This is a genomic window from Roseovarius gaetbuli (assembly GCF_900172365.1).
Classification (GTDB): domain Bacteria; phylum Pseudomonadota; class Alphaproteobacteria; order Rhodobacterales; family Rhodobacteraceae; genus Roseovarius; species Roseovarius gaetbuli.
Map to the genome: position 1 here is coordinate 36,594 of NZ_FWFJ01000011.1, position 21,179 is coordinate 57,772.

16 protein-coding genes are annotated in these 21,179 nt (G+C 61.8%); 8 read left to right on the plus strand and 8 right to left on the minus strand.

Annotated features, from left to right (window positions below):
• The 3 genes from ROG8370_RS07645 to ROG8370_RS07655 are packed head-to-tail and all read left to right on the plus strand — an operon-like array spanning position 1 to position 2,757.
• Positions 1-1,938 (plus strand): nitric oxide reductase activation protein NorD, encoded by a 1,938-nt coding sequence (locus ROG8370_RS07645; RefSeq protein ID WP_085826536.1) that lies wholly within the window; start codon positions 1-3, stop codon positions 1,936-1,938.
• Entirely contained in the window at positions 1,935-2,483 is a 549-nt protein-coding gene (locus tag ROG8370_RS07650) for a cytochrome c oxidase subunit 3 (RefSeq protein ID WP_085826493.1), read from the plus strand. Before ROG8370_RS07645 ends, ROG8370_RS07650 begins: the two co-directional genes overlap by 4 nt.
• A gap of 4 nt (positions 2,484-2,487) precedes the next feature.
• Complete coding sequence (locus tag ROG8370_RS07655) at positions 2,488-2,757, plus strand: hypothetical protein (protein ID WP_085826494.1); 270 nt, start codon at positions 2,488-2,490, stop codon at positions 2,755-2,757.
• A gap of 7 nt (positions 2,758-2,764) precedes the next feature.
• Here ROG8370_RS07655 and ROG8370_RS07660 read toward each other — a convergent pair whose 3' ends face one another.
• Both ROG8370_RS07660 and ROG8370_RS07665 read right to left on the minus strand, forming a co-directional pair.
• The gene (locus ROG8370_RS07660) at positions 2,765-3,340 is read right to left on the minus strand and encodes a DUF4202 domain-containing protein (RefSeq protein ID WP_085826495.1); all 576 of its coding nucleotides are present in this window, start codon (positions 3,338-3,340) and stop codon (positions 2,765-2,767) included.
• On the minus strand, positions 3,322-4,029 hold the full coding sequence (locus ROG8370_RS07665) for a Crp/Fnr family transcriptional regulator (protein WP_085826496.1): 708 nt from the start codon (positions 4,027-4,029) through the stop codon (positions 3,322-3,324). Before ROG8370_RS07665 ends, ROG8370_RS07660 begins: the two co-directional genes overlap by 19 nt.
• 223 nt (positions 4,030-4,252) lie before the next feature.
• Here ROG8370_RS07665 and ROG8370_RS07670 point away from each other — a divergent pair, with 223 nt between their 5' ends.
• Positions 4,253-6,976, plus strand: coding sequence for a cation-translocating P-type ATPase (locus ROG8370_RS07670; protein ID WP_085826497.1), 2,724 nt, complete (start codon positions 4,253-4,255; stop codon positions 6,974-6,976).
• A gap of 117 nt (positions 6,977-7,093) precedes the next feature.
• Here ROG8370_RS07670 and ROG8370_RS07675 read toward each other — a convergent pair whose 3' ends face one another.
• Positions 7,094-8,536 carry an NCS1 family nucleobase:cation symporter-1 gene (locus ROG8370_RS07675; protein WP_085826498.1) on the minus strand — a complete coding sequence of 481 codons (1,443 nt, stop codon included), beginning with the start codon at positions 8,534-8,536 and terminating at the stop codon, positions 7,094-7,096.
• Between the two features lie 169 nt (positions 8,537-8,705).
• Between ROG8370_RS07675 and ROG8370_RS07680 the strand changes: the two genes are divergently transcribed.
• The gene (locus ROG8370_RS07680) at positions 8,706-9,362 is read left to right on the plus strand and encodes a GntR family transcriptional regulator (RefSeq protein ID WP_085826537.1); all 657 of its coding nucleotides are present in this window, start codon (positions 8,706-8,708) and stop codon (positions 9,360-9,362) included.
• 149 nt (positions 9,363-9,511) lie between these two features.
• Here the strand turns inward: ROG8370_RS07680 and ROG8370_RS07685 are convergent, their stop codons facing one another.
• Positions 9,512-11,314, minus strand: coding sequence for a PHA/PHB synthase family protein (locus ROG8370_RS07685; RefSeq protein WP_139838069.1), 1,803 nt, complete (start codon positions 11,312-11,314; stop codon positions 9,512-9,514).
• 229 nt (positions 11,315-11,543) lie between these two features.
• Here ROG8370_RS07685 and ROG8370_RS07690 point away from each other — a divergent pair, with 229 nt between their 5' ends.
• From ROG8370_RS07690 to ROG8370_RS07700, 3 genes are read left to right on the plus strand one after another with little or no spacing between them, the layout of a single operon-like run.
• A complete protein-coding gene (locus ROG8370_RS07690; protein WP_085826499.1) occupies positions 11,544-12,251 on the plus strand; it encodes an ABC transporter ATP-binding protein in 708 nt (235 codons plus the stop codon).
• A complete protein-coding gene (locus ROG8370_RS07695) occupies positions 12,248-14,623 on the plus strand; it encodes an ABC transporter permease (RefSeq protein WP_245827259.1) in 2,376 nt (791 codons plus the stop codon). Before ROG8370_RS07690 ends, ROG8370_RS07695 begins: the two co-directional genes overlap by 4 nt.
• Before the next feature lie 5 nt (positions 14,624-14,628).
• The gene (locus ROG8370_RS07700) at positions 14,629-15,843 is read left to right on the plus strand and encodes an efflux RND transporter periplasmic adaptor subunit (RefSeq protein WP_085826500.1); all 1,215 of its coding nucleotides are present in this window, start codon (positions 14,629-14,631) and stop codon (positions 15,841-15,843) included.
• A 16-nt stretch (positions 15,844-15,859) separates the two neighbouring features.
• Here the strand turns inward: ROG8370_RS07700 and ROG8370_RS07705 are convergent, their stop codons facing one another.
• The 4 genes from ROG8370_RS07705 to acsA are packed head-to-tail and all read right to left on the minus strand — an operon-like array spanning position 15,860 to position 21,085.
• On the minus strand, positions 15,860-16,105 hold the full coding sequence (locus tag ROG8370_RS07705) for an acyl carrier protein (protein WP_085826501.1): 246 nt from the start codon (positions 16,103-16,105) through the stop codon (positions 15,860-15,862).
• Complete coding sequence (locus tag ROG8370_RS07710) at positions 16,102-17,343, minus strand: dihydrolipoamide acetyltransferase family protein (protein ID WP_085826502.1); 1,242 nt, start codon at positions 17,341-17,343, stop codon at positions 16,102-16,104. Before ROG8370_RS07710 ends, ROG8370_RS07705 begins: the two co-directional genes overlap by 4 nt.
• On the minus strand, positions 17,340-19,343 hold the full coding sequence (pdhA, locus tag ROG8370_RS07715; RefSeq protein ID WP_085826503.1) for a pyruvate dehydrogenase (acetyl-transferring) E1 component subunit alpha: 2,004 nt from the start codon (positions 19,341-19,343) through the stop codon (positions 17,340-17,342). Before pdhA ends, ROG8370_RS07710 begins: the two co-directional genes overlap by 4 nt.
• On the minus strand, positions 19,340-21,085 hold the full coding sequence (acsA, locus tag ROG8370_RS07720) for an acetate--CoA ligase (protein ID WP_085826504.1): 1,746 nt from the start codon (positions 21,083-21,085) through the stop codon (positions 19,340-19,342). Before acsA ends, pdhA begins: the two co-directional genes overlap by 4 nt.
• Positions 21,086-21,179: the final 94 nt, after the last annotated feature.

The window sequence follows — 21,179 nt, forward strand, 5'->3', positions numbered from 1 at the left end:
ATGATCCGGATCGAACTTGAGCCATGGGAGCCCGAAGAAACCATCGGGAAACTGTGGCACGCTTTTGCCAGTCGCCTCGATGCACCACTTGTGCATCACGGAGCCGCGGTTGACCTCTCTGAGGTCAGCGGGCGGCTGGCAGTCTTTTTTCGGGGGCTGGGTGGCGCGCCTTCGGTCGAAATCCGCGCGGTCTCGCCCGAGGTCAGCCAGCACCGTCTTAAATTCCTGCGCCGTCTGGGGACCGAGGCCGAGCTTGTCGCGCGCGCCAGCTTTGATGGCGAGGTGTTGCGCCTTCCCGAGCGCCTTGCGATCTTTCCGGACCGGGCCACCAACGGGGCGCTCTATCTTTGGCTCACGGCTGTAGTGGCCCATGCACCCGCGCATGTCCTTGATGGCGATCCCCTGCGCGCGGACCTTTTGGCGATGCGCTCTGCCCTCGCGATGACCCGCGCCGCGCTTGCGGCTGCGCCGGGCCTGCGCGCTTTGCACTCCGGGCTTGCCTCGGCCACGCTGCACAGTCGGCACGCCAACAACCTGCCACGCAATGAACAGGCGGTCGAGGCGTTGGTGCGCCACTTTCTGGGGGGGCGCTCAGACCTGTCGGCGCTTGCGCAGACCTTCAAAACCGCGCTCGACACGGGCGATCTGTCACAAATCACCGCGCCGCGCGGTTATCGCTCGTTTCAGCCGGTGCCGCTCTGGCCCGACCTGCGCGAGCTGATCCTCTCGGCCAGCAGCGAGGTTGAGAGCCGAGACACCGAAGGCCCTCCCGAAGAGGGCAGTGACCGAACCCACCGCGCGCGCCGCCGCAACGCCGATCAGGCCGAGCGCCGCGACAGTCTGATCCTGCATAAATTCGAGGCGATCCTGAGTTGGGCCGAGTTTTTGAACCTGAACCGGCGGGTCGATGATGACGACCCTGATAGCGCCAAAAAGGCCGCCGACGATCAGGATGAAATCGGGCTTGGTCAAATTTCCAAGGCCCCGGCCACCCGGTTAAAGCTTCACCTTGACCTTGCCCCGGAAGATGTTGATCGTGAACGGCTTTCCGGCAAAGTTATGTATCCCGAATGGGACGTGCGCACTGGCGTGTACCTGCCCGATCATGTGCGGGTTTTGCATAGCACCGCCCCGCCGGGCGACGGCGTGCCGACCTTTCGCGACGACCCGCGCGCCATGCGCCGCATCACCCATGTCAAACGCCAGTTCGAGGCGCTGCGCCCCGGGCGCGTGTCGATCCCGGCGCAGCTTGACGGTGACGAGCTTGATATGGAGGCCGCGGTGCGCGCGCAGGTCGATATTCTGGCCAATGGTGCGGGCAGTGAACGTATCTGGCGCCAGACCCGGCCGCAGGCGCGTGATCTGGCGGTGTCGATCCTGCTGGATATTTCACGCTCGACCGAAAGTGCGGTGGGCGATCGCGCGGTGATTGATATCGAGCGCGAGGCCCTCGCGGCCCTGGCCTGGGGGCTTGACGCCTGCGGCGATGATTTTGCCATCCACGCGTTTTCGTCGCTCAAGCGCGACCGGGTTTATATCCAGACCTGCAAGGAATTCTGCGAGCCGATGAATGGTCTGATCGAAAGCCGGATTGGCGCGCTCAAGCCCGGATTTTACACCCGGCTTGGTGCGGCCGTCCGGCATTGTTCGGCCGAGCTTGCCCGGCAATCCAAGAAACGCCGCCTGCTGTTGGTTATCACCGATGGCAAGCCCAACGATCTTGACCACTACGAGGGCCGCCACGGGATCGAAGATACCGCCATGGCAGTGCGCGAGGCGCGCCGTGCCGGGCAGTCGGTCTTTGGCATCACCGTCGACAAACAGGCCAAAAGCTGGTTCGCGCGGATGTTCGGACGGGGCGGGTTTCACGTGATCCCCAACCCGGAACGCCTGACCGAGGCCTTGCCTCTGATCTATCGCGAGTTGGTTGGGGGATGAGTGACGCGAGCGTGTTTGACGACCTGCCGGGCGACCTGATGATCTGGGTTCTGATTGTCAGCGAGCTTCTGGTCTTTGGCGCCGGGCTGGCGGCGTTTCTGGCGGTGCGGGCCAGTGATCCCGCTGGGTTTGGTGCCGCGCAGGACGCGCTTTATCGCACCGGGGCCGGGGTCAACACCGTGGTGCTGGTGACCAGTGGCGCGCTCGCCGCTTGGGCGCTGCGCCTGCGCGAGGATGCGCAGCGCGGCCCGGCACGTCTTGCTCTTGTGGCGGCGGCGCTTCTTGGGGTGGTCTTCTTGCTGATCAAGGGCTTTGATTATGCGGGGAAGGCGGCGGCGGGCATCACTTGGGACACGCATCCGTTTTTCACCTTCTATTACCTGCTGACCGGCTTTCACGCCGCGCATGTGGTGGCCGGGGTGCTGGTCTTGCTGCTGGTCGCATGGAAAGACACTCCTCGCAATATCGAGGCCGGGGCGGCCTTCTGGCACATGGTCGATCTGGTCTGGGTGATCCTTTTCCCGGTTCTTTACCTGCTGCGGTGATACCATGATCCGCGACCCTCTTTTGCGCGCCTGGGGCGCGCTTATCGGCCTCAGCCTCGGGGCGACGGCGATCTCGCTTTGGCACTGGCCGCGCGAGGTTGAGGCCGGCGCGGGGATGCTTGTCCTGAGCTTGGCCTGGCTCAAGGCGCGGATCATCCTGACGACTTATCTGAGACTTGACGCGGCCCCGTTCTGGCGGCGCGGCTTCGCTATATCGCTCGGGGTGTTCTGTTTGCTCTTGCTGGGGCTTTACCTGTTGCCGGGCCTGCTTTAGCGCCGCGTCAGATCGCGAATTTTGCCGCCAAATCCTCGGGCAGGTCGAATTCCTTCAACACCCGTGCGCGCCCCTCTGCGGACATCTTTTTCGCGGTCCGGGTGACGATGGTCTCAAGTTTATCCGGGGTTTGCGTGGGGGCGAAGGGCGCGAAATACCATTTCAGGAAGGTGAAACAGATCACATCCTCAAGCGCCTGAACCTCCGGGTCGCGTTTGATCCCTTGTTTGCGGATCATTTTCTGTGCGTTTTCAATGTCCTGGCTGTCATACCCTGCGTCGGCCATGATCTCACCCACGCGGGTGGCGTGATGTTTCGCCAAGGCGGTGCGCCAGCTTAGATAGCCGTCGCGCCCTTCGGGAAAGTCTTTTCTTTTCAACACCCAACGTTCGATATGCTGACCCCGCGCCGCGATTTTCAAAGCCTCGGAGGCGGCGGGGAAAAGCCGGTCAAGTTCGGCGCTCATCCGCTGGCCGTAAAGCTGTGCTGCGGGGTGGCCCTGGCTTGTGTCGGGGTCATGCGCATTGGCGGCGTCAATCGCCGCAAGGGCGTTTTCCAGTCTGCTCACAGGGGTTTGCTCCATGAATCGGCGGGGTCTTTCTCGGAGTAATCCCGCAATGTCTCGATGTCATCAATCGTGGCCTGGTGGCGCGACACGCGCACACCGACCGCCTTGAGCTTGGAAAAGGCCCGCGACAGGCTTTCGGGTTTCATCCCCAAGCGCCCGGCAATCAGCGCCTTGTCATAGGGCAGGGTCACCTCGCAGGAGCCGTCATGGCATTTACAAAGACCGATCAGGAAATCGGCAACCCTCTGCGCCCCGGTCTGGGCCTTGATCTGTTCGACCTGGTTGACAAGATCATGAAGGTGCTGAAACGTAGAGGCAATGACCGCGAGGCTTAGCTCGGGCTCGTGTTCGAGGATCGAGATGAAGCTGCGCGCCGATATCAGCAGCAAGGTGCAATCGGTCACCGCCTCTGCGGACACCGGGTAGGGCTGTTGGCGAAACGCCACCGCCTCGCCAAAGCTGTGGCTGCGGGTAAAGACATTCACCACGGCCTCGTTCCCGCTGGGGGACACGCGGTAAAGTTTGACCCAGCCATCCAGAACCACATGGATGACCTGCGCCCGGTCGCCCTGGAGAAAGACCGTTTCGCCGCGCGACACATCCCTGAAAACGGCGTCCGATAACAGGCTGTCGGCCACGCCAACCGGCAGGCTGCGCAGCAAGAGCGAGTCTCGGGCGATGGCAAGGCTCTCGGATTTATCCATTGGATCAAACTCTTTGTTTCGCCACAGCTATACAAGGAATGTCGCAGAAATCCACCTTAACGATGGCTGTTTTCATGGGAAGAACCGGCTTTCCCGGCGAGGGCAAAGATTGACTTGCCGCAAATCACCCCGGCGGCGTGGTGATAGAGTGCTCTGGCCCCTGATCCGCCGCACCAAGGCGAGGTCGATTCGTCTTTGCCGTATGGCCGCACAAGGATAAGACATGACGCACAAACGGCCCGATCCGCATCACGCGGGCGTCTTGACCTCGGTGCCGCATGCTCTGAGCGTGCGCGACATTACCGCTCTATACAAGACGTCGCTGGCCGAGGGGCTGACATCGGGCGAGGCCGGGGCAAGGCTGGCCAGCGTCGGTCCAAACCAGATCACCACCAAAAAGCCGAAGAACGCCGCGCAGGTGCTCTTGCACCAGTTCGACAGCCCGGTTGTTCTGCTGTTGCTGGCGGCGGCGGTGATTGCCCTGGCGTTTGGCGAGTGGAAAGAGGGCATCGCCATCGGGTTGGTCCTGGTTCTCAACGCGATCATCGGCTTTACCACGGAATGGCGCGCCGCCCGCTCGATGGAGGCGCTGCGCAAGCTGGGCAACCTTACCACGCGTCTGCGCCGGGATGGGCGTTCTGTTCTGCGGCCTGCGGTGGACATCGTGCCCGGTGACATCGTCGTGCTTGAGGGCGGTGATGTCGTCACGGCGGATTTGCGGCTTTTGGAGGCATCAAACCTCGCGATTGATGAATCCGCCCTGACCGGCGAATCCCTCGCCGTTGACAAATCCACCGCCGCCGTCGCGCCGGATTGCCCGATTGGCGACAGGTCGTGCATGGCCTTCAAGGGCACATCCGTCAGCCGCGGCAGCGCCATCGGCGTAGTGGTTGCCACCGGGGTGAATACCGAGCTTGGCAGGATCTCCGAGCTGGTCGACACCGCAACCCCCGAGCGCTCGCCGCTGGAGCGACAGCTTGAACGTCTGAGCGGTCAGTTGATCAAATTCACCTTTGTCGTCGTGGCCGCCCTTGGGGCGCTTGGCGTGTTCAAGGGGGGCGATCCATTCCTGATGATCGAGGCCTCGATCGCGCTTGCGGTTGCGGCCATCCCAGAGGGGCTTCCTGTGGTGGCGACAATGGCACTGGCGCGCGGGATGTGGCGCATGGCTCGGCACAACGCCTTGATTGAACGCTTGTCGGCGGTTGAAACACTGGGCGCGACCACCGTGATCTTCACCGATAAAACCGGCACCTTGACCGAAAACAACATGGTGCTTCAAAGGATCGACTGCGCCGACGGGGCCTATGTTCTGGCGCCCGATGACGGGCGGTTCGTGGCGCAAATGCCCGGCGAGAGCGCGGTGACGGATCGGGCCTGTCTTGACGATATCCTCATGGCCTCGGTGCTTTGCAACAATGCCGAGCTTGGCGATGGCGAGGCCAAGCATACCGGCGACCCGTTGGAGCAGGCGTTGCTGATTGGCGCGCAGGCAAACGGGATGTCGCAACAGGAGTGTCAGGCTCGCCATCCAAGGCGGCTTGAAATTGCGTTTGATTCAACGACCAAGCTGATGGCCTCGGTCAATCAGTCGGATGGCGGGCTTGTCATGTGGGTCAAGGGCGCGCCCGAGGCCGTTCTCAAGGCGTGCTCGAAGATGCGCGGCCCCGAGGGCGCATTGCTTGCTCTTGACGGTGAGGCACTGGCATTCTGGAACGCGCGCACCGATGAGATGGCCGCAGGCGGGATGCGCGTTCTGGCGGTCGCGACACGTGGGTTGGCCGCAGCCGAGGATGCCGAGTATGCGGGGCTGACCTTTCTGGGGTTGCTCGGGCTGTTTGACCCGCCGCGCGAAGAGGTTCCGCTGGCGCTTGAACATTGCCGCTCGGCTGGCATCCGGGTGATCATGATGACCGGCGATCATGCGGTGACGGCCAGGAATATCTCCAAGGCCGTCACCCTGACCAGGGGCGAGCCGGTGGTGATCGAAGGCGCAAACATGCCCCCGGTTGCCGAGATGTCCGAGGTCGAGCTTGAGCGCATGCGCCGGGCGGATGTCTTTGCCCGCGTCAGCCCCGCCCAAAAGCTGGAGTTGATCACCGCCTATCAAAAGGCCGGGCATATCGTGGCCATGACCGGGGATGGGGTGAACGACGCGCCAGCCCTCAAACAGGCCGATATCGGCGTGGCGATGGGGCTGCGCGGCACACAGGTTGCACGCGAGGCGGCGGCGATGGTGCTGCGCGACGATGCCTTTGGGTCAATCGTGGCGGCCATCCACGAGGGGCGGGTGATTTTCCGCAATATCCAGCGCTTTGTCGGCTATCTTCTGTCGTGCAATCTCGGTGAAATCCTGGTCATCGGCGGGGCGATCCTTGTCGGGCTTCCGCTGCCGTTGATGCCGCTGCAAATCCTGTTTCTCAATCTTGTCACGGATGTTTTCCCCGCCTTCGCCCTTGGCGTCGGTGAGGGGCGCGACAATGTCCTGAACCGCCCGCCGCGTGATCCCGCAAAGCCGATCGTCACGGGCTCGATCTGGTTCGCCATCGTCTTTCAGAGCGTGAGCATCGCCGCCGCCACCCTTGCGGCCTTTCTTGTGGCCCAAAGCCATCTGGGCATGCCGCCCGAGGCCGCGGTGACGGTGTCTTTCCTGACGCTTGCCTTTGCGCAGCTTTGGCATGTTTTCAATATGCGTGACCCAAGGTCGGGCCTGTTCCTGAATGAAATTACCCGCAACGGCTTTGTCTGGGGGGCTTTGGCGTTAAGCACCGTCTCGTTGATTGCCGCCCTTGCCATCCCCCCCGTGGCCGAGGCGCTTGACCTGAACATGCCGGACGCTCCTGCGTGGGTGCTGATCCTCGCAATGAGCCTTGTGCCATTGCTGCTTGGGCAAATCGCGAAGGTCGCGTTGGGCCTGCGATACAGCGCCCGTCAGGCCGCCGCCTGACGTGTGGAACGTGAGGTCACTTTGACCTTCGCGCCATACCACTGGTGCATGAGAATGAGCTCAATCCAGCCAGATGGCTGGCCGGCAAAGCGCTAAGCTCCACCGGCCAGACCAAGGTCAAACCTTCACGTGGTCCTTGGCCAATGCGTGATAGATTACGCCGCCAAGCAGGGCGCCAATTACCCAGTTGAAGCCAGACAGTATCTCGAACCACGGGATCCAGACGGTCGCGACAGAAAAGATCGCCGCCGCACCGAACGCCTTGACGGCGGCGCTGTTCCAGCCGTTGTCGTAGTGATAGATGCCGCTCTCCATGTTGTAGAGATCTGCTTCACGCAATTGCTCGTTACGGTGGACATAGTAGTCGACGATCATGATGCCGAAGATCGGTGCGAGCACTGCGCCGAGCGTGTTGACAAATCCACTGATGCCAACCTGACTGATGAAGCTTACCCACAATCCGCCGATCACCAGGGCAAACAGTGATGTGATCAAGCCGGCCTTGCGAAAGCTGATCTTCTCGGGGGACAGGTTGGCGATGCCGTTGACCGCTGGAACGAAGTTTGCAACCAAGTTGATCCCGACCGTCGCGGCGAAAAAGGTAATCGCGCCAATAACTCCAAGAAGCACGCTGTCGGTGCGCCCGATGATTTCTGTCGGATTGATGATTGCTTCGCCATAGACCACTGCGGCCCCGCCGGTCGTCAGAAGCGCCAGTCCCGAGAACAAAATCATGTTGAACGGCAGACCGGCCAGGTTGCCCAGTTTCATCGTCCGCTTGTCCTTGGCATAGCGCGAGAAGTCGCTGAAATTGATCATGACAGCCGCGAAATAGGCGACCATCGTGCCAACGATGGCGATGAACCCTTTAAACTCTGTCCAGGCCGTGCCTTCGGGATTGGCAAAGATCGTCGCTGTGGCCGAGAGAAGCTGACCGTCAGAGCGCTGCCAAAGCACAACCACAAGGCCTATCATCACCAGATACACAAACGGGCCGGCAATGTTCAGGAAAGTCTCGACCCAATTCATCCCGCGCCAGAAAACAACGATATGAAAACCCCAGACGATTATGAAGGAAATCCAGTCGATACCTGTAAGCCCGAGGAACTCGGCTCCGCCGCTTGTACCTGTGAGCGAACGGATCAGCAGGGCGAGCGCGGTCGAGGCAAAATAGACCTGAACGCCGTACCAGAACACCGCCACAACCGCGCGAAGAACAGCAGGGAGCTTTGCGCCTTGAGTTCCAAGGCTCGCGCGGGCGAAGACCGGGTAGGGAATGCCGTATTTCTCACCGGCAGCACCAGACAGGTTGACCATCCACATGACAAAAAACGCGGCTGTGATCAAAGCTGCGAATGCTGTCCATCCACCGACGCCAAACGAAATGAACAGCGATGCCACAAGGGAATACCCGAAGAGCGACTGAATATCGTTTGCCCAGATGTTGAAGATGGCGAACCACCCCCAGGTTTTTTCGTCGGCACCGGCTGGATTGAGTATGTTTCCGTCCGGGTCCATCGTACCGCCATGCGCGACGTGCGCGTCATCAATTGAAGCCATTTTTTTCTCCCTGAACCCGGCAATCGGGTAGAATTTCGGTTCTCTGCAGGTGTCTGTCCAAATTGAACTTGCAACTGAAATGTTACTAGGTATCTTACGTAATATACTATCAAATAACTCAGTTAACACTTTGCCGACTTAGTTGATAATGTCGCAGCGGGGCAAACAAATGAGTCAGCATACTGACGGCCAACCCTCAGCGGAAAAAGCGCAACATGCGCTTTGGGCCGCGCTTCGAACGGGGAAATTGCGAGACGGCCAGTTCCTGTCGATGACGCAACTGGTCGACATGCTTGATTGCCCGATTGCGGCGATCCGCGAGGCCGTCAAGCAGGCCAGCGCACTCGGTTTGGTGTCCACATTTCCGAAACGCGGCGTTCAAGTTATGGAAGCGCGCCCCGAAACCATTCGGGACTGTCTCGATTTTCGGATGGTATTGGACATGGAAGGCGCACGACGGCGGATCGCTGACGGTGCATTTTCGGAGCTGAAACCCCTGCGGGCGCTGCACGATGACATGTTGCACGCGGCCCACAATGGCGCGGAAAACGATCTTCCGGCAAAGGCCATTCAAGTTGACCTGGCGTTGCACAACTATCTGGTCGAGGGGCTCGGCAATCTCCAGCTTGCGGCCGCCTATGACGCCAATCGGATGCGCATTGCCATCATCCAGAACGCGCGCCCGTTTGTTCAAGACCGCATCGTATCTGCAATGGAAGAGCACCTTTCAATCATTGATGCCCTGGAAGGCCGTGACGTTGGTGCCGCTGAGCATGCAATCCGATTTCACTGCCAACAGACGTTGCGTTGGTGGGGCGTTGCGTGACATCCTAATTTTATTCGCTTTTCGATCAGCCAAGGCACGTTGACTGCGAGGCGACCCGCCAAAACCTGGTGGCGTAATTTGCAAAGCAGAACGTCATGAAGAATCCGGCAAAAGCGCGTTTTGCGCCACGCACCTGACCTTCGCGCGCCTCACATCTGGTGAACATAGGTTCCGGGCGCGGGGCAAAGCGGGGCCAGGTCGGCGTCGGGATTTCCCATTTGGGGCAGGGGGCTGTTGCGCGGGTTCTTCCGGCCAAGCCAGGCGGCGTATTTCGGCCACCATGATCCGGGCTCGCTCGGGTGCGCGGCAAGCCAGCGATCAGCCCCCCGATAAAGCGCCCCCGGTGCCCTGTGCCCGATGCGGAAATGGCGGCCGGGGTGGCCGGGTTCGCTCAGGATTCCGCCGTTGTGGCCGCCTTTGGTCAAGACGAAGGTCAGGTCGCAATCGGTGAAGAGCTGGGTCTTGTAAACCGATTTCCATGGCGCGATGTGGTCGGATTCGGTTGCGATGACGAACATCGGCACGGCGATATCCTTGAGGGCGATGACCCGCCCCTCGACGGCAAACCGCCCCGCCGTCAGCCGGTTTTCCAGAAACAGCCCGCGAAGGTATTCTGAATGCATGCGCGCGGGCATGCGGGTGGTATCGCCGTTCCAGACCGTGATATCCGTCGGCAGGTCGTCCTTGCCAAGGAAATAGCGGTTCACGGCGCGGGTATAGATCAGGTCCTCGGCGCGGATCGAGGCAAAGGTGCGCGTCATCTGGGGGCGGTCAAGATAGCCCTGTTCCCACATCATGTCCTCGACAAAGGCGACCTGGCTTTCGTCGACAAACAGCAAAAGCTCGCCCGCCTCGGCAAAATCCACCTGCGCCGCCATCAGCGTGACCGAGGCCAGCCGGTCGTCGCCGTCTCGCGCCATGGTGGCCGCCGTGATGGCAAGCAGGGTGCCGCCAAGACAATAGCCGTTCGCGTGGACCTTTTGATCGGGCACAATCGCATTGATCGCGTCAAGCGCCGCCAGAACGCCACGTTTGCGATAGTCCTCAAGCGACAAGTCGGCCTGATCCGCCGTGGGATTGCACCACGAAATCATGAACACGCTAAAGCCCTGGCCAACCAGATAGTTGATCATCGAATTCTGCGGTGACAGGTCGAGGATATAGTATTTCATGATCCATGCAGGCACGAAAAGCACCGGCTCGGCGCGCACCGTCTTGGTCTTGGGCGTGTATTGGATAAGCTCGAACAGGTCATTGCGAAACACCACTTCGCCCGGCGTGCAGGCCAGATCGGTGCCGATCTGATAGCCCTCGGGCGCGGGTTTGTGGGTCTGGGTGAGGGTTTGCATCACATCCTCGGTGAAATGGCTGGCGCCCTCGATCAGGTTGCGCCCGCCCTCGCGGATGGTCTCTTCGATGATTTCGGGGTTGGTGCCGGGAAAGTTGGAGGGCGACATCAGATCGAGCATCTGGCGCACCTGAAAGCGGGTGCGCTCTGCATCCTGCGGATCAAGCCCGCGGGTGGTGTCGGTGGCGTGATCCCACCAGTCCTGCACTGCCAGAAAGCCTTGTTTCCAAAGGTTGAACGGCGGATTGTCCCAGGCGTCATGGGCAAAGCGGTGGTCATGGGGCTTGGCGGCGAAGGGGGCGGGCGTGTCTTTGCCGCTCAGGGCGCCGGTCGCATAGAACATCATCTTGAGGGCGTTGGTCTGGGCGCATTCGGCAAGCTCGAGCTGGCGACCGGGCGAGCGGGCAAGGTGCAGCGCCCAGTCGTTCCAGGCCTGTGACACCGAATAGGGCGAAACACCCCCCGTTGTATGGGCAAGCGCGGCGCGAATGGACCGGTCAAGGTTCTTGTGCGGATGCGCCACGGGCCGTGGTACAATCTCGTCGGGCTTTGCCGTGACCGTGACAGGCAGATTGGCAACCGGCTTTGGGGTGGTTTTGGCCATGGTTTTTCCTGTCGCAAAAGGGAGCCGCCCAAACATCTTGCGCGGCGCAGCGTCTGCACCATAGGCATGGCATCGGCGCGTTGCATTGATCTGCGTCAGGGGGGAATGGCTCAAAACCGCTTGCCCGGTCGCAAATGGCCTCTGCCGCCACGCATTTAGGACCGGGCGGTTGCGCTACATCAAGGTCCGAACCGGCGGGCGGGCTAGTGTGAAGCCACAAGGAGGAACGATGCCCGAAATCGTGTTCAGAACCCAAGGCGTGACCAAGGTCTATGATACGGGTGAACTTAAGGTTCATGCGTTGGCCGGGATTGATCTTGAGCTTTTTGCCGGCGAGTTGAGCGTCTTGCTTGGCCCATCTGGCAGTGGCAAATCGACCCTTCTGAATATTCTCGGCGGTCTTGATCATGCCACCGAAGGGCGGGTCTGGTTTCGCGATCTGGAGCTGACCGCGCTTGGCGACCGGGGGTTGACCCGGTATCGGCGCGATCATGTCGGCTTTGTCTTTCAGTTCTACAATCTTGTCCCAAGCCTGAGCGCGCGCGAAAACGTACAGCTTGTGACCGATATCGCGCGTGATCCAATGGCCGCCGAAGAGGCGCTTGAGATGGTCGGGCTCGGGCATCGGCTGGATCATTTCCCGGCCGAGATGTCGGGCGGCGAACAGCAACGCGTCGCCATCGCCCGCGCGATTGCAAAGCGGCCAGAGGTCTTGCTCTGTGACGAGCCGACCGGCGCGCTTGACAGCAAGACCGGCGTGCAGGTGCTTGAGGCGCTCAAGGCCATCAACGACACCCTTGGCACCACGACGGCGGTGATCACCCACAACGCGATGATCCGCAAAATGGCGCATCGGGTGATCTACTTTCAGGACGGGCGCGTGGCGCGGGTCGAGGTGAACGAGGCACAGATCGCGCCCTCAGAGATTTCGTGGTGATCGGTCCGATGCGCGCGCTCGATAAAAAGCTGCTGCGCGATTTTCGCCGCTTGTGGGCGCAGGCGATCGCGATTGCGCTTGTGCTGGCCTGCGGGGTGGCGATCTTGCTGACCACCTATGGGATGTATGGCGCGCTTGAGGATACGCGTGCCGCCTATTATCAGCGCAACCGGTTTGCCGATGTCTTTGCCAGTGCCAATCGCGCGCCGCAATCGCTTGTCGCGGCGATGCGCGATATCGACGGCGTGCGCAGTGTCGCGGCGCGGGTGGACGAACATGTGATCCTTGATGTTCCGGGCCGTCTTGAAACGATCACCGGGCGCATCCTGTCGCTGCCGGTCAACGGCGAGGTGATGCTGAACCTGCCGATCGTCCGTCAGGGGCGGCTTCCGTCGCCGACGCGCAGCGACGAGGTGGCGGTAAACGAGCCTTTTGCGCGCGCCAACGGCTTGCGCCTCGGCGATACCTTTTTTGCCAATCTCAACGGGCAGAAGCGCGAACTTACCCTGACCGGCATGCTGTTGTCGCCCGAGTTCATCTATACCATCGGTCCCGGCGCCCTTTTGCCCGACAACAAGACCTTTGGCATTTTGTGGATGTCCGAACGCGCGGTGTCGGCCGCCTTTGACATGCAGGGCGCCTTCAACAGCGTGTCGCTCAAGCTTGACCCCTCGGCCAGTGAACAGGACGTGATCGACCGGGTGGATGACCTTCTCAAGCCCTATGGCGGGCTTGGGGCCTTTGGTCGCGACCAGCAGATTTCGCATAGCTTTATCGACGCCGAGATCGAACAGCAGCGCACCGGCGCGATGATCCTGCCGCCGATTTTCTATGGTATCGCGGCCTTTCTCGTCAGCATGGTGATCGGTCGGATCATCGCTCTGGACCGGGCCGAAATCGGGCTTTTGAAGGCGATCGGCTATTCCAACGCCGAGGTCTGCCTGCATTACCTGTTGCTGGCGGGGCTGATCGCGGTTGCCGGCACGCTTCTGGGCTGGGGCGTGGGCACGTGGTTGTCGCATGCGGTGGCGCAGATGTATGCCAACTTCTTCGACTTTCCCTATCTGGTCTATCGGATGTCCTTTAACGCCTATGCGATCTCGGGGGTTCTGGCGCTTGTCAGCGTGGCGGTGGGCGCAAGCAAAAGCGCCCTCGGGGCTGCGCGTTTGCCCCCCGCCGTGGCGATGGCGCCGCCCGCGCCGCCGCGCTTCAAGCGGACGGTTCTGGATCGTCTTTTGGCCCTCCTGCACCTGTCACAGCCGATGATGATGATCCTGCGCAGCCTGATGCGGTGGCCGCTGCGCTCTGGGTTTACCTCGCTTGGTCTGGCGCTTGCGGTTGCGGTTCTGATCGCGTCGAGCTTTTTCGAGGATGCATTGGACGCGATGATCGACAAGACCTTTCAGCAAACCAACCGCCAGGATGCCACGCTGTTCTTTGCCCCTGATATCCCGGAAACCGCGCTTGCGGCGGTTGCCAATCTGCCCGGCGTTCTTGTGGCCGAGGGCCAGCAGTTTCAGGCCGCGATCCTGCGCCATGGCCACCTTGAAAAGGACGTCGCCATCGAGGCGCACCGCCCTGGTGTTGATCTGGCGCGCGTCGTCGATAGTGCCGGTCGCGTGATCACGGCGCCCAAGGATGGGATTTTGTTGTCACGCCGTCTGGCGTCACAGCTCGAGGTTCGGGTCGGGGATGTGATCGAGGCCGAATTCAAGGGCGGGCGCGCCGAGACGCACCGCGTGCGCGTGGTTGGCATCGTGACGCAATATGTCGGCCTTGGCGCCTATATGGATCTTGAAACCCTGAATGCGATGTTGCGGCAGGCGCCGCGGATTTCGGCGGCAAACGTTCTGTTGGATAGCCGCCAGATCCCGGCCTTGCACGCGGTTCTCAAAAGCACGCCAGAGCTTGGCGGTCTGGTGATGACCACCGAAATGCGCCAATCCTTTCAGGACACGATCAGCTATAACGTCACAATCATGACCACGATCTATCTGGTGATCGCGGTGCTGATCACCTTTGGCGTCGCCTATAACGGCGCGCGCATTCAGCTCTCGGAGCGGGCGCGCGAACTGGCCAGCCTGCGTATTCTGGGGTTCACGCGTGGCGAGGTGTCCTTCATCCTGATCGGCGAAACCATGATCCTTGCGGTGCTGGCACAGCCCCTGGGCTGGCTTTTGGGCTCGGGCATCGCGGCGGCCCTGGTTCGGGGGTCGAGCAGCGACCTTTACGCGATCCCGCTCGTGCTTGAGCCTTCGGGATTTGCCCGCGCCAGCCTTATCGTGCTGGCGGCGTCACTGCTGTCGTCGCTGATTGTGCGGCGTCGACTTGATCAGCTTGACCTTGTTCAGGTCATGAAAACACGGGAGTAAGACAAATGGCCCTGACATCGCGCAATTTTGTGTTTGGCTTTATCGGTGCGGCGATTGTTGCTTCGCTGGTTTATGTCACGCTGCACACCGATCCCGTTGCGGTGGATTTGCACAGGCTGACGCGTGGCCCGATGCAGGTGACGATCAATGCCGATGGCAAAACCCGCATTCGCGAGGTTTACGAGGTCTCGTCGCCGATCACCGGCACTGCGCTGCGCGCGCCGGTGCGGGTCGGGGACCGGGTGATTGCCGGGCAAACCGTGGTCGCCGTGGTCGAGCCGCTTTCCTCAAACCTGCTTGACCCGCGCAGCCGCATTCAGGCCGAGGCCGCCGTGCGCGAAGCCGAGGCCGCGCTTCAGGTCGCCCGCAGCCGGGTGCGCGAGGCGCAAGAGGATCTGACCCATGCGCAGCGCGAATACGACCGCAGCAAGGCCCTTGTCGAACGCGGTGTGGCCTCGCAGATGCGGCTTGAGGATTCAGAACAGATGCTTGGCATGAAACGCGCCGCCGAAACCGCCGCCGTGTCCGGGCTTGAGATGGCCAATAGCGCGCTTGAACGCGCCCGCGCGGCCCTGATCGAACCGGGCGACGCGGGCGGCGACGGCGAGGGGAGCTGTTGCCTGCAACTCACCGCGCCGACGGATGGCCGGGTGCTTGAGATCGACGTCATAAGCGAACGCCCCGTCGTTGCGGGCATGCGGCTTTTGTCGGTGGGTCAGCCCGATGACCTTGAGATTGTCGCCGATCTTTTGTCGACCGATGCCGTCCGCCTTGATCTGGGCGATCGCGCGATTGTCGAACGCTGGGGCGGCGATGACCCGCTTGAGGCGCGGATTTCCAAGATCGAGCCGTCGGCCTATACCAAGGTTTCGGCCCTCGGCATCGAAGAACAGCGCGTCGATGTGGTGTTTGACCTGATAACCCCGCCCGAGCAACGCCCCGAGCTTGGCGACGGGTTTTCGGTTTTCCTGCGCGCGGTTGAATGGGAAAGCGACGATGTTCTTGCCGTGCCGCTGAGTGCCGTCTTTCGGCAAGGCGACAGTTGGGCGGTGTTCGTGGCCGAGGGAACCACCGCGCGCCTGAGACGCCTCGAGATCGGGCGGCGCAACACCTCTTTTGCCGAGGTCCTGAGCGGGCTTGAGGCGGGCGAAACCGTGATCCTACACCCCGCGGAAGAGATCGCGGAAGGCACGGAAATCGAGGCGCTTGTGTCCGAGTGATTGGCCGATTTGCCGCCTATGCCATTTTGCTGCGCAAATACGCCAGCAAGGCGTCATAGCTTTGCATTTTCGGATAATCGGCCTCGGGCATGTCGAGGTCAAAGCGTTTGCCAAGCGCGGTGACGAGGGTCAGGAAATCCATTGAATCGATATCGAATTCCTCGCGCAGATCCTGCGTGCGGTCGATGTCATCCAGCGCGATATCAGGCGCGATGCGGTGAAGTTCTTCGGCGAGGGCGGCGTCAATGTTTGTCTCTGTCATAGCGTTTCCGGATCTTGCAGGTGCTTGGCGATTGCGCTGAGAAACAGCGCGCCACGGCGGCCGTCGCTGACCCGGTGATCGGCTGCAAGCGTGAGTGTGGCGGTGAGGCGCGGTACGACTTTCTTGCCCTCGACCCAGGGGCGCAGGGCCGGGGTTCCGACCCCGACAATCGCCACCTGCGGCGGATAGATCACGCCGTAAAGCTGATCCACGCCGCGATCCCCAAGGCTGGTGAGGGTGATCGTGGCATCTGACAACTCGCGCGCGCGATAGCGCCCGGCGCGCACCCGCGCGATCAGGTCGCGCATCGACGTCATCAGGTCGTCAAGATTTTGCCTGTCGGTGTCAAACAGGGCCGGGGCCACCAATCCGCCGCTGCGCAGCGCGATGGCAAGACCCGCATGCACCGCCTCGCTTTGATGAAAGTGACCCTCTTCAAACGTGCCGTTCATTTCCGGCACCTTTTTCACCGCGCGGGCAAGCGCCTTGAGATAAAGCACGCCCAAAAGCAACCTTTCATCCGGCGCGCGCGTGGCATTCTCGGCGGTGATAAAGGCCTCTGCCTTGGTCAGATCGACGGTATGGGACAGGTAATAATGCGGGATTTCGCGTTTGGAACGGCTCATGGCGGCGGCGATGGCGGCGCGCATGTCGCTTTGCGCCTCGGGCTTCGGCTTGGCCATGGCCGCGATGTCCGAGCGGGTGATCGGCCTAGCCGCGCCGGGGGCGAGGCGGCTTAGGTCAACCCCGGTCTGCGCCGCCAGACGGCGCGCCGCCGGGCTTATGCGTGGGCGGGATTGGATCGGCTTTACCTCGCTTCGGGCGCGGTCTTCGGGCATCGGGATTTCGGGGAAGGGCCCCTCTGGCGCCGGCACTTCCGGGCCCGGCCCTTTAGGCGCAGGATCGTGCGGCGCAGGGTCTTCGCGCGGCACAGATGCGGGTTTGGGATCATGCGGCTGGGGCGCTTCGGGTTCTGGCGTGTCCGGGTCGGCGGCGCTGTTTGCCGCTGAGCGGATCATCGCGAGCGGCGTGCCGACCGGGACTTTGGTGCCCGGATCGACAAGCCAATCCTCAAGCACGCCATCCTCGAAAACCTCGATTTCGATCACGCCTTTCTGGGTTTCGACAGCGGCGATTACATCGCCGCGCCTTACGTTGTCGCCGGGCGACATCAACTGTTCCACCAAGGTTCCGGCCTCCATATCTGCGCCAAGCGAGGGCATGAGAAATGCGCTCATGGCGTGGTGTCCATTATCTGTCTGACCGTCGCGACGATCCGCGCGGTCTGGGGGATTGCGGCCTGTTCGAGGTGCTGTGCATAGGGGATCGGCACCTCTTGGCTACAGACGCGGGCAAGCGGCGCGTCGAGGTCGTAAAAGGCGTCTTCGGCCAGCCGCATGCCGATCTCTGCCGCGAGGCTTCCGCTTTTCCAGCCTTCATCGACCATCACCGCACGGCGGGTCTTGGTGACCGAGGCGATGATCGTCTTCATGTCGAGCGGTCGCAGGCTTCGCAGGTCAATGACCTCTGCCGAGATGCCCGCCTCGGCCAGCTGATCGGCGGCCTCAAGCGCCTTGAACAGCGAGCCGCCATAGGTGATCAGCGAGACATCGCTGCCATCCCGCCGGATCGCGGCGCGGTCGATATCGACGGGACCGGCGTTTTCGGCAATCTCGCCCTCGCGGTTATAAAGCATCACGTTCTCGAAAATCAGCACCGGATCAGGGTCTTGCAAGGCGGTCCAGAGCATGCCGCGCGCATCCTCCATCGTGGCGGGGGCCAGCACGCGCAATCCCGGAATATGGGCATACCAGCCCTCAAGCGAATGCGAATGTTGCGCCGCAAGCTGTTTGCCGGCCCCCGTCGCCATGCGGATCACCACCGGCACGCCAAACTGATTGTTGGACATGTGGCGCAGGGTGGCGGCGGTGTTGAGAATCTGATCCAGCGCCAGAAGCGAGAAATTGACCGTCATCACCTCGACGATCGGGCTCATTCCGGCGATTGCCGCGCCGATCCCGGCCCCGGTAAAGCCGGATTCCGACAGGGGCGTGTCACGAATCCGCTCGGGGCCGAATTGATCCAGCAGGCCCTTGCTGACCGCATAGCAGCCGCCGTAATGGCCGACATCCTCACCCATCAAGAACACCTTGGGGTCGCGCGTCATGGCATCGACAATTGCGCCGCGGACGGCCTCGCGATAGGTGGTCGGGATCATCGGGCCGGGTTTAACGGGCGCGGGCGGGGCCGGGCGCTCGGGCGACATGACAAACCGCGTCAGGCTTTCCAGCGGCTCGTCTGTCCCGGCCTCGGCAAAGGCGACGGCCGTGGCGATCTCTTCGTCGATCTCGACGATGATTTTTGAGACCTCATCCGAATGCAGCAGCCCGTTTTGATCAAGCCATGTCTGAAACCGCAGGATCGGCCCCTTTTCGCGCCATTCCGCCACCTCTTCCTTGGAGCGGTAAAGCTGGGCGTCAAACATCGAATGGGCGCGAAAGCGATAGGTGCGGCATTCAAGGAAATAGGGTTGGCCGGTCTCTGCGATGTGGCGCAGGGCGCGGCGTGCGGCGACCTCGACGGCGACGACATCCATGCCGTCGACCGAGGCGCTCTCTATGCCATAGCAGGCGGCTTTTGCGCTGATGTCGGTTTGCGATTCAGACAGGCTCAGGGCTGTGCCCATGGCATAGCCGTTGTTTTCGCAGACAAACAGAACCGGCAGCCCCCAGAGCGCGGCAAGGTTCAGGCTTTCGTGAAACTCGCCCTCGGCAACGGCGCCTTCGCCGCAAAAACAGGCCGTCACGCTATCGCGCGCTTCCATCCGGTCGGCGAGACCAAGGCCCACGGCCATCGGCAAGCCGCCGCCCACGATGGCGTTGCCGCCGTAAAACAGGTGATCGCGGCTAAAGAGATGCATCGAGCCGCCACGCCCCCCGGCACAGCCCTCGGCCTTGCCGTACATTTCGGCCAGGATGTGGCTCATCGCAATGCCGCGCACCAGGGCATGACCATGCTCGCGGTAGGTCGCCACCACCCGATCCTGCGCACCCAGAAGCGGGATGATGCCCGCGGCAATCGCCTCTTCCCCGTCATAGAGATGCAGAAAGCCGCGGATTTTCTGTTGGGTATATAGCTCTGCGCATTTGTCTTCAAAGCGGCGGATGCGGATCATCGCCTTGAGCAGGTCGCGCACGTGGTCATGATCGAGACGGGGTTTGAGAGGGGGCGCTGTCATTGCTCATCACTTTCCAATGTCGATATGTCGCCTTCCGGCAGGCCCAATTCGCGCGCCCGCAACAGGCGACGCATGATCTTGCCGCTTCGGGTTTTCGGCAGGTTCTTGCGAAACGCGATTTCTTTCGGGGCAACGGCGGGGCCAAGCCGTTTGCGGGCATGGCCGCTTAGCTCAAGCATCAACTCTTCGGTGGGCGCATAGCCCGGTTTCAGCCCGACAAAGGCCTTGACCCGCTCGCCAGCCGTTTCATCGGGCACGCCGATGACGGCGACCTCGGCGACGGCCTCGTGTTCCATCAGCGCGCTTTCAACCTCGAACGGGCCGATCAGGTGGCCGGCGCTTTTGATCAGGTCATTGCTGCGGCCCACGAACCAGAAATACCCGTCACTGTCGCGCATCGCCAGATCGCCGGTGAGATACCAGCCGTCGCGAAAGCATTTTTCATACCGCGCATTTTCGTGCAGATAGCCGCGCATCATCGACGGCCAGCCCGGGCGCAACGCCAGCTCGCCTATCGCCAGAGGCTTGGTTACCTCGCAAAGGCCATCCTCTGTCACCTCGACAATGCCCGCCCTGATCCCCGGAAGCGGCTTGCCCATCGAGCCGGGTCTGACATCCATCGCGGCGAAATTGGCGATCATGATGCCGCCGGTTTCAGTCTGCCACCAATTGTCGTGGAATGGCATGCCGAAGACGTCATTGCCCCAGATCACCGCCTCGGGGTTCAGCGGCTCGCCGACACTGGCCATGAACCGCAGGGACGAGAAATCATGCCCTTTGGTGGCCTCAACGCCCGCCTTCATCAGCATCCGGATCGCTGTGGGCGCGGTGTACCAGACGTTCACGCTTTCCCGGTCGAGGATGTCATACCAGCGGGCCACGTCAAATTCAGCCTCGTCTATTATCATCGTCACGCGGTTGCTCAGAGGCGCGATGATGCCATAGGAGGTGCCCGTCACCCATCCGGGATCGGCGGTGCACCAATAGGTATTGCCGGGCCTCAGGTCGAGCGCGAGGCGCCCGGTCATGTGATGGGCCACAACCGCGTCATGCACATGCACCACGCCCTTGGGCTTACCGGTGGTGCCAGAGGTGAAATGTAAAAGCGCGGTGTCTTCGGGGTGCATCGGTTCGGCGGTGAACTCGGGCGAGGCGGCCTCCATCAGGGGCGACAGTTGGTCGGTGCCCTCTGCCATGCCATCGCTTAGAAACACATGGCGCAGATCCGGCAGCAGATCGCGCAGGGCGCTGACCTTGCGTTTGTAAAGCCGCGCCGTGGTGATCAGGACATTCGCGCCGCCGATCTCCATCCGCGCGCGAATAGGCTCTGGGCCAAATGCGGAAAACAGCGGGCAGAACACGCAGCCCGCCTTTAGCGTGCCAAGCGCCGCGATGTAGAGATCGGGCGTGCGCCCCAACAGCGAATAGACCCGCGCGCCTTTTTCAATGCCGTGACTGCGCAGCACGTTGGCAAAGCGATTGGTCAGCTGCGACAGCTCGAGATAAGTGTAATCGGTCCGCTCACCGGATTTCGCGATCCAGCGCAGCGCCACCTGCGCGCCGTGACCGGCCGCGACATGCCGCTCAATCGCCTCATAGGCGATGTTGAGGTGCCCGCCCGGCAATCCATCAATCTCGCGGCGCGCGTCCTCCCAGCGAAAGCTGTCATAGGTGGCTGCGTAGTCGACCATATTTGCGGCTTTTGCCGCCGCCTCTGACTTGATGATGGTGTCCTCTGGCATGTCTGGTTTTGTCCTCGGCGCACTGATCCAGAACAATGTTAGACCGTTGCTTTGGCGCGCGGATGATCAAGATCAATTCGGGTTCGGTGCCGGA

Coding starts and splice junctions, on each gene's coding strand:
- ROG8370_RS07655 (WP_085826494.1), top strand. CDS start 2,488: ATGATCCGCGACCCTCTTTTGCGCGCCTGGGGCGCGCTTATCGGCCTC.
- ROG8370_RS07675 (WP_085826498.1), bottom strand. CDS start 8,536: ATGGCTTCAATTGATGACGCGCACGTCGCGCATGGCGGTACGATGGAC.
- ROG8370_RS07685 (WP_139838069.1), bottom strand. CDS start 11,314: ATGGCCAAAACCACCCCAAAGCCGGTTGCCAATCTGCCTGTCACGGTC.
- ROG8370_RS07705 (WP_085826501.1), bottom strand. CDS start 16,105: ATGACAGAGACAAACATTGACGCCGCCCTCGCCGAAGAACTTCACCGC.
- ROG8370_RS07690 (WP_085826499.1), top strand. CDS start 11,544: ATGCCCGAAATCGTGTTCAGAACCCAAGGCGTGACCAAGGTCTATGAT.
- ROG8370_RS07660 (WP_085826495.1), bottom strand. CDS start 3,340: ATGGAGCAAACCCCTGTGAGCAGACTGGAAAACGCCCTTGCGGCGATT.
- acsA (WP_085826504.1), bottom strand. CDS start 21,085: ATGCCAGAGGACACCATCATCAAGTCAGAGGCGGCGGCAAAAGCCGCA.
- ROG8370_RS07645 (WP_085826536.1), top strand. CDS start 1: ATGATCCGGATCGAACTTGAGCCATGGGAGCCCGAAGAAACCATCGGG.
- ROG8370_RS07665 (WP_085826496.1), bottom strand. CDS start 4,029: ATGGATAAATCCGAGAGCCTTGCCATCGCCCGAGACTCGCTCTTGCTG.
- ROG8370_RS07680 (WP_085826537.1), top strand. CDS start 8,706: ATGAGTCAGCATACTGACGGCCAACCCTCAGCGGAAAAAGCGCAACAT.
- ROG8370_RS07710 (WP_085826502.1), bottom strand. CDS start 17,343: ATGAGCGCATTTCTCATGCCCTCGCTTGGCGCAGATATGGAGGCCGGA.
- ROG8370_RS07700 (WP_085826500.1), top strand. CDS start 14,629: ATGGCCCTGACATCGCGCAATTTTGTGTTTGGCTTTATCGGTGCGGCG.
- ROG8370_RS07650 (WP_085826493.1), top strand. CDS start 1,935: ATGAGTGACGCGAGCGTGTTTGACGACCTGCCGGGCGACCTGATGATC.
- pdhA (WP_085826503.1), bottom strand. CDS start 19,343: ATGACAGCGCCCCCTCTCAAACCCCGTCTCGATCATGACCACGTGCGC.
- ROG8370_RS07670 (WP_085826497.1), top strand. CDS start 4,253: ATGACGCACAAACGGCCCGATCCGCATCACGCGGGCGTCTTGACCTCG.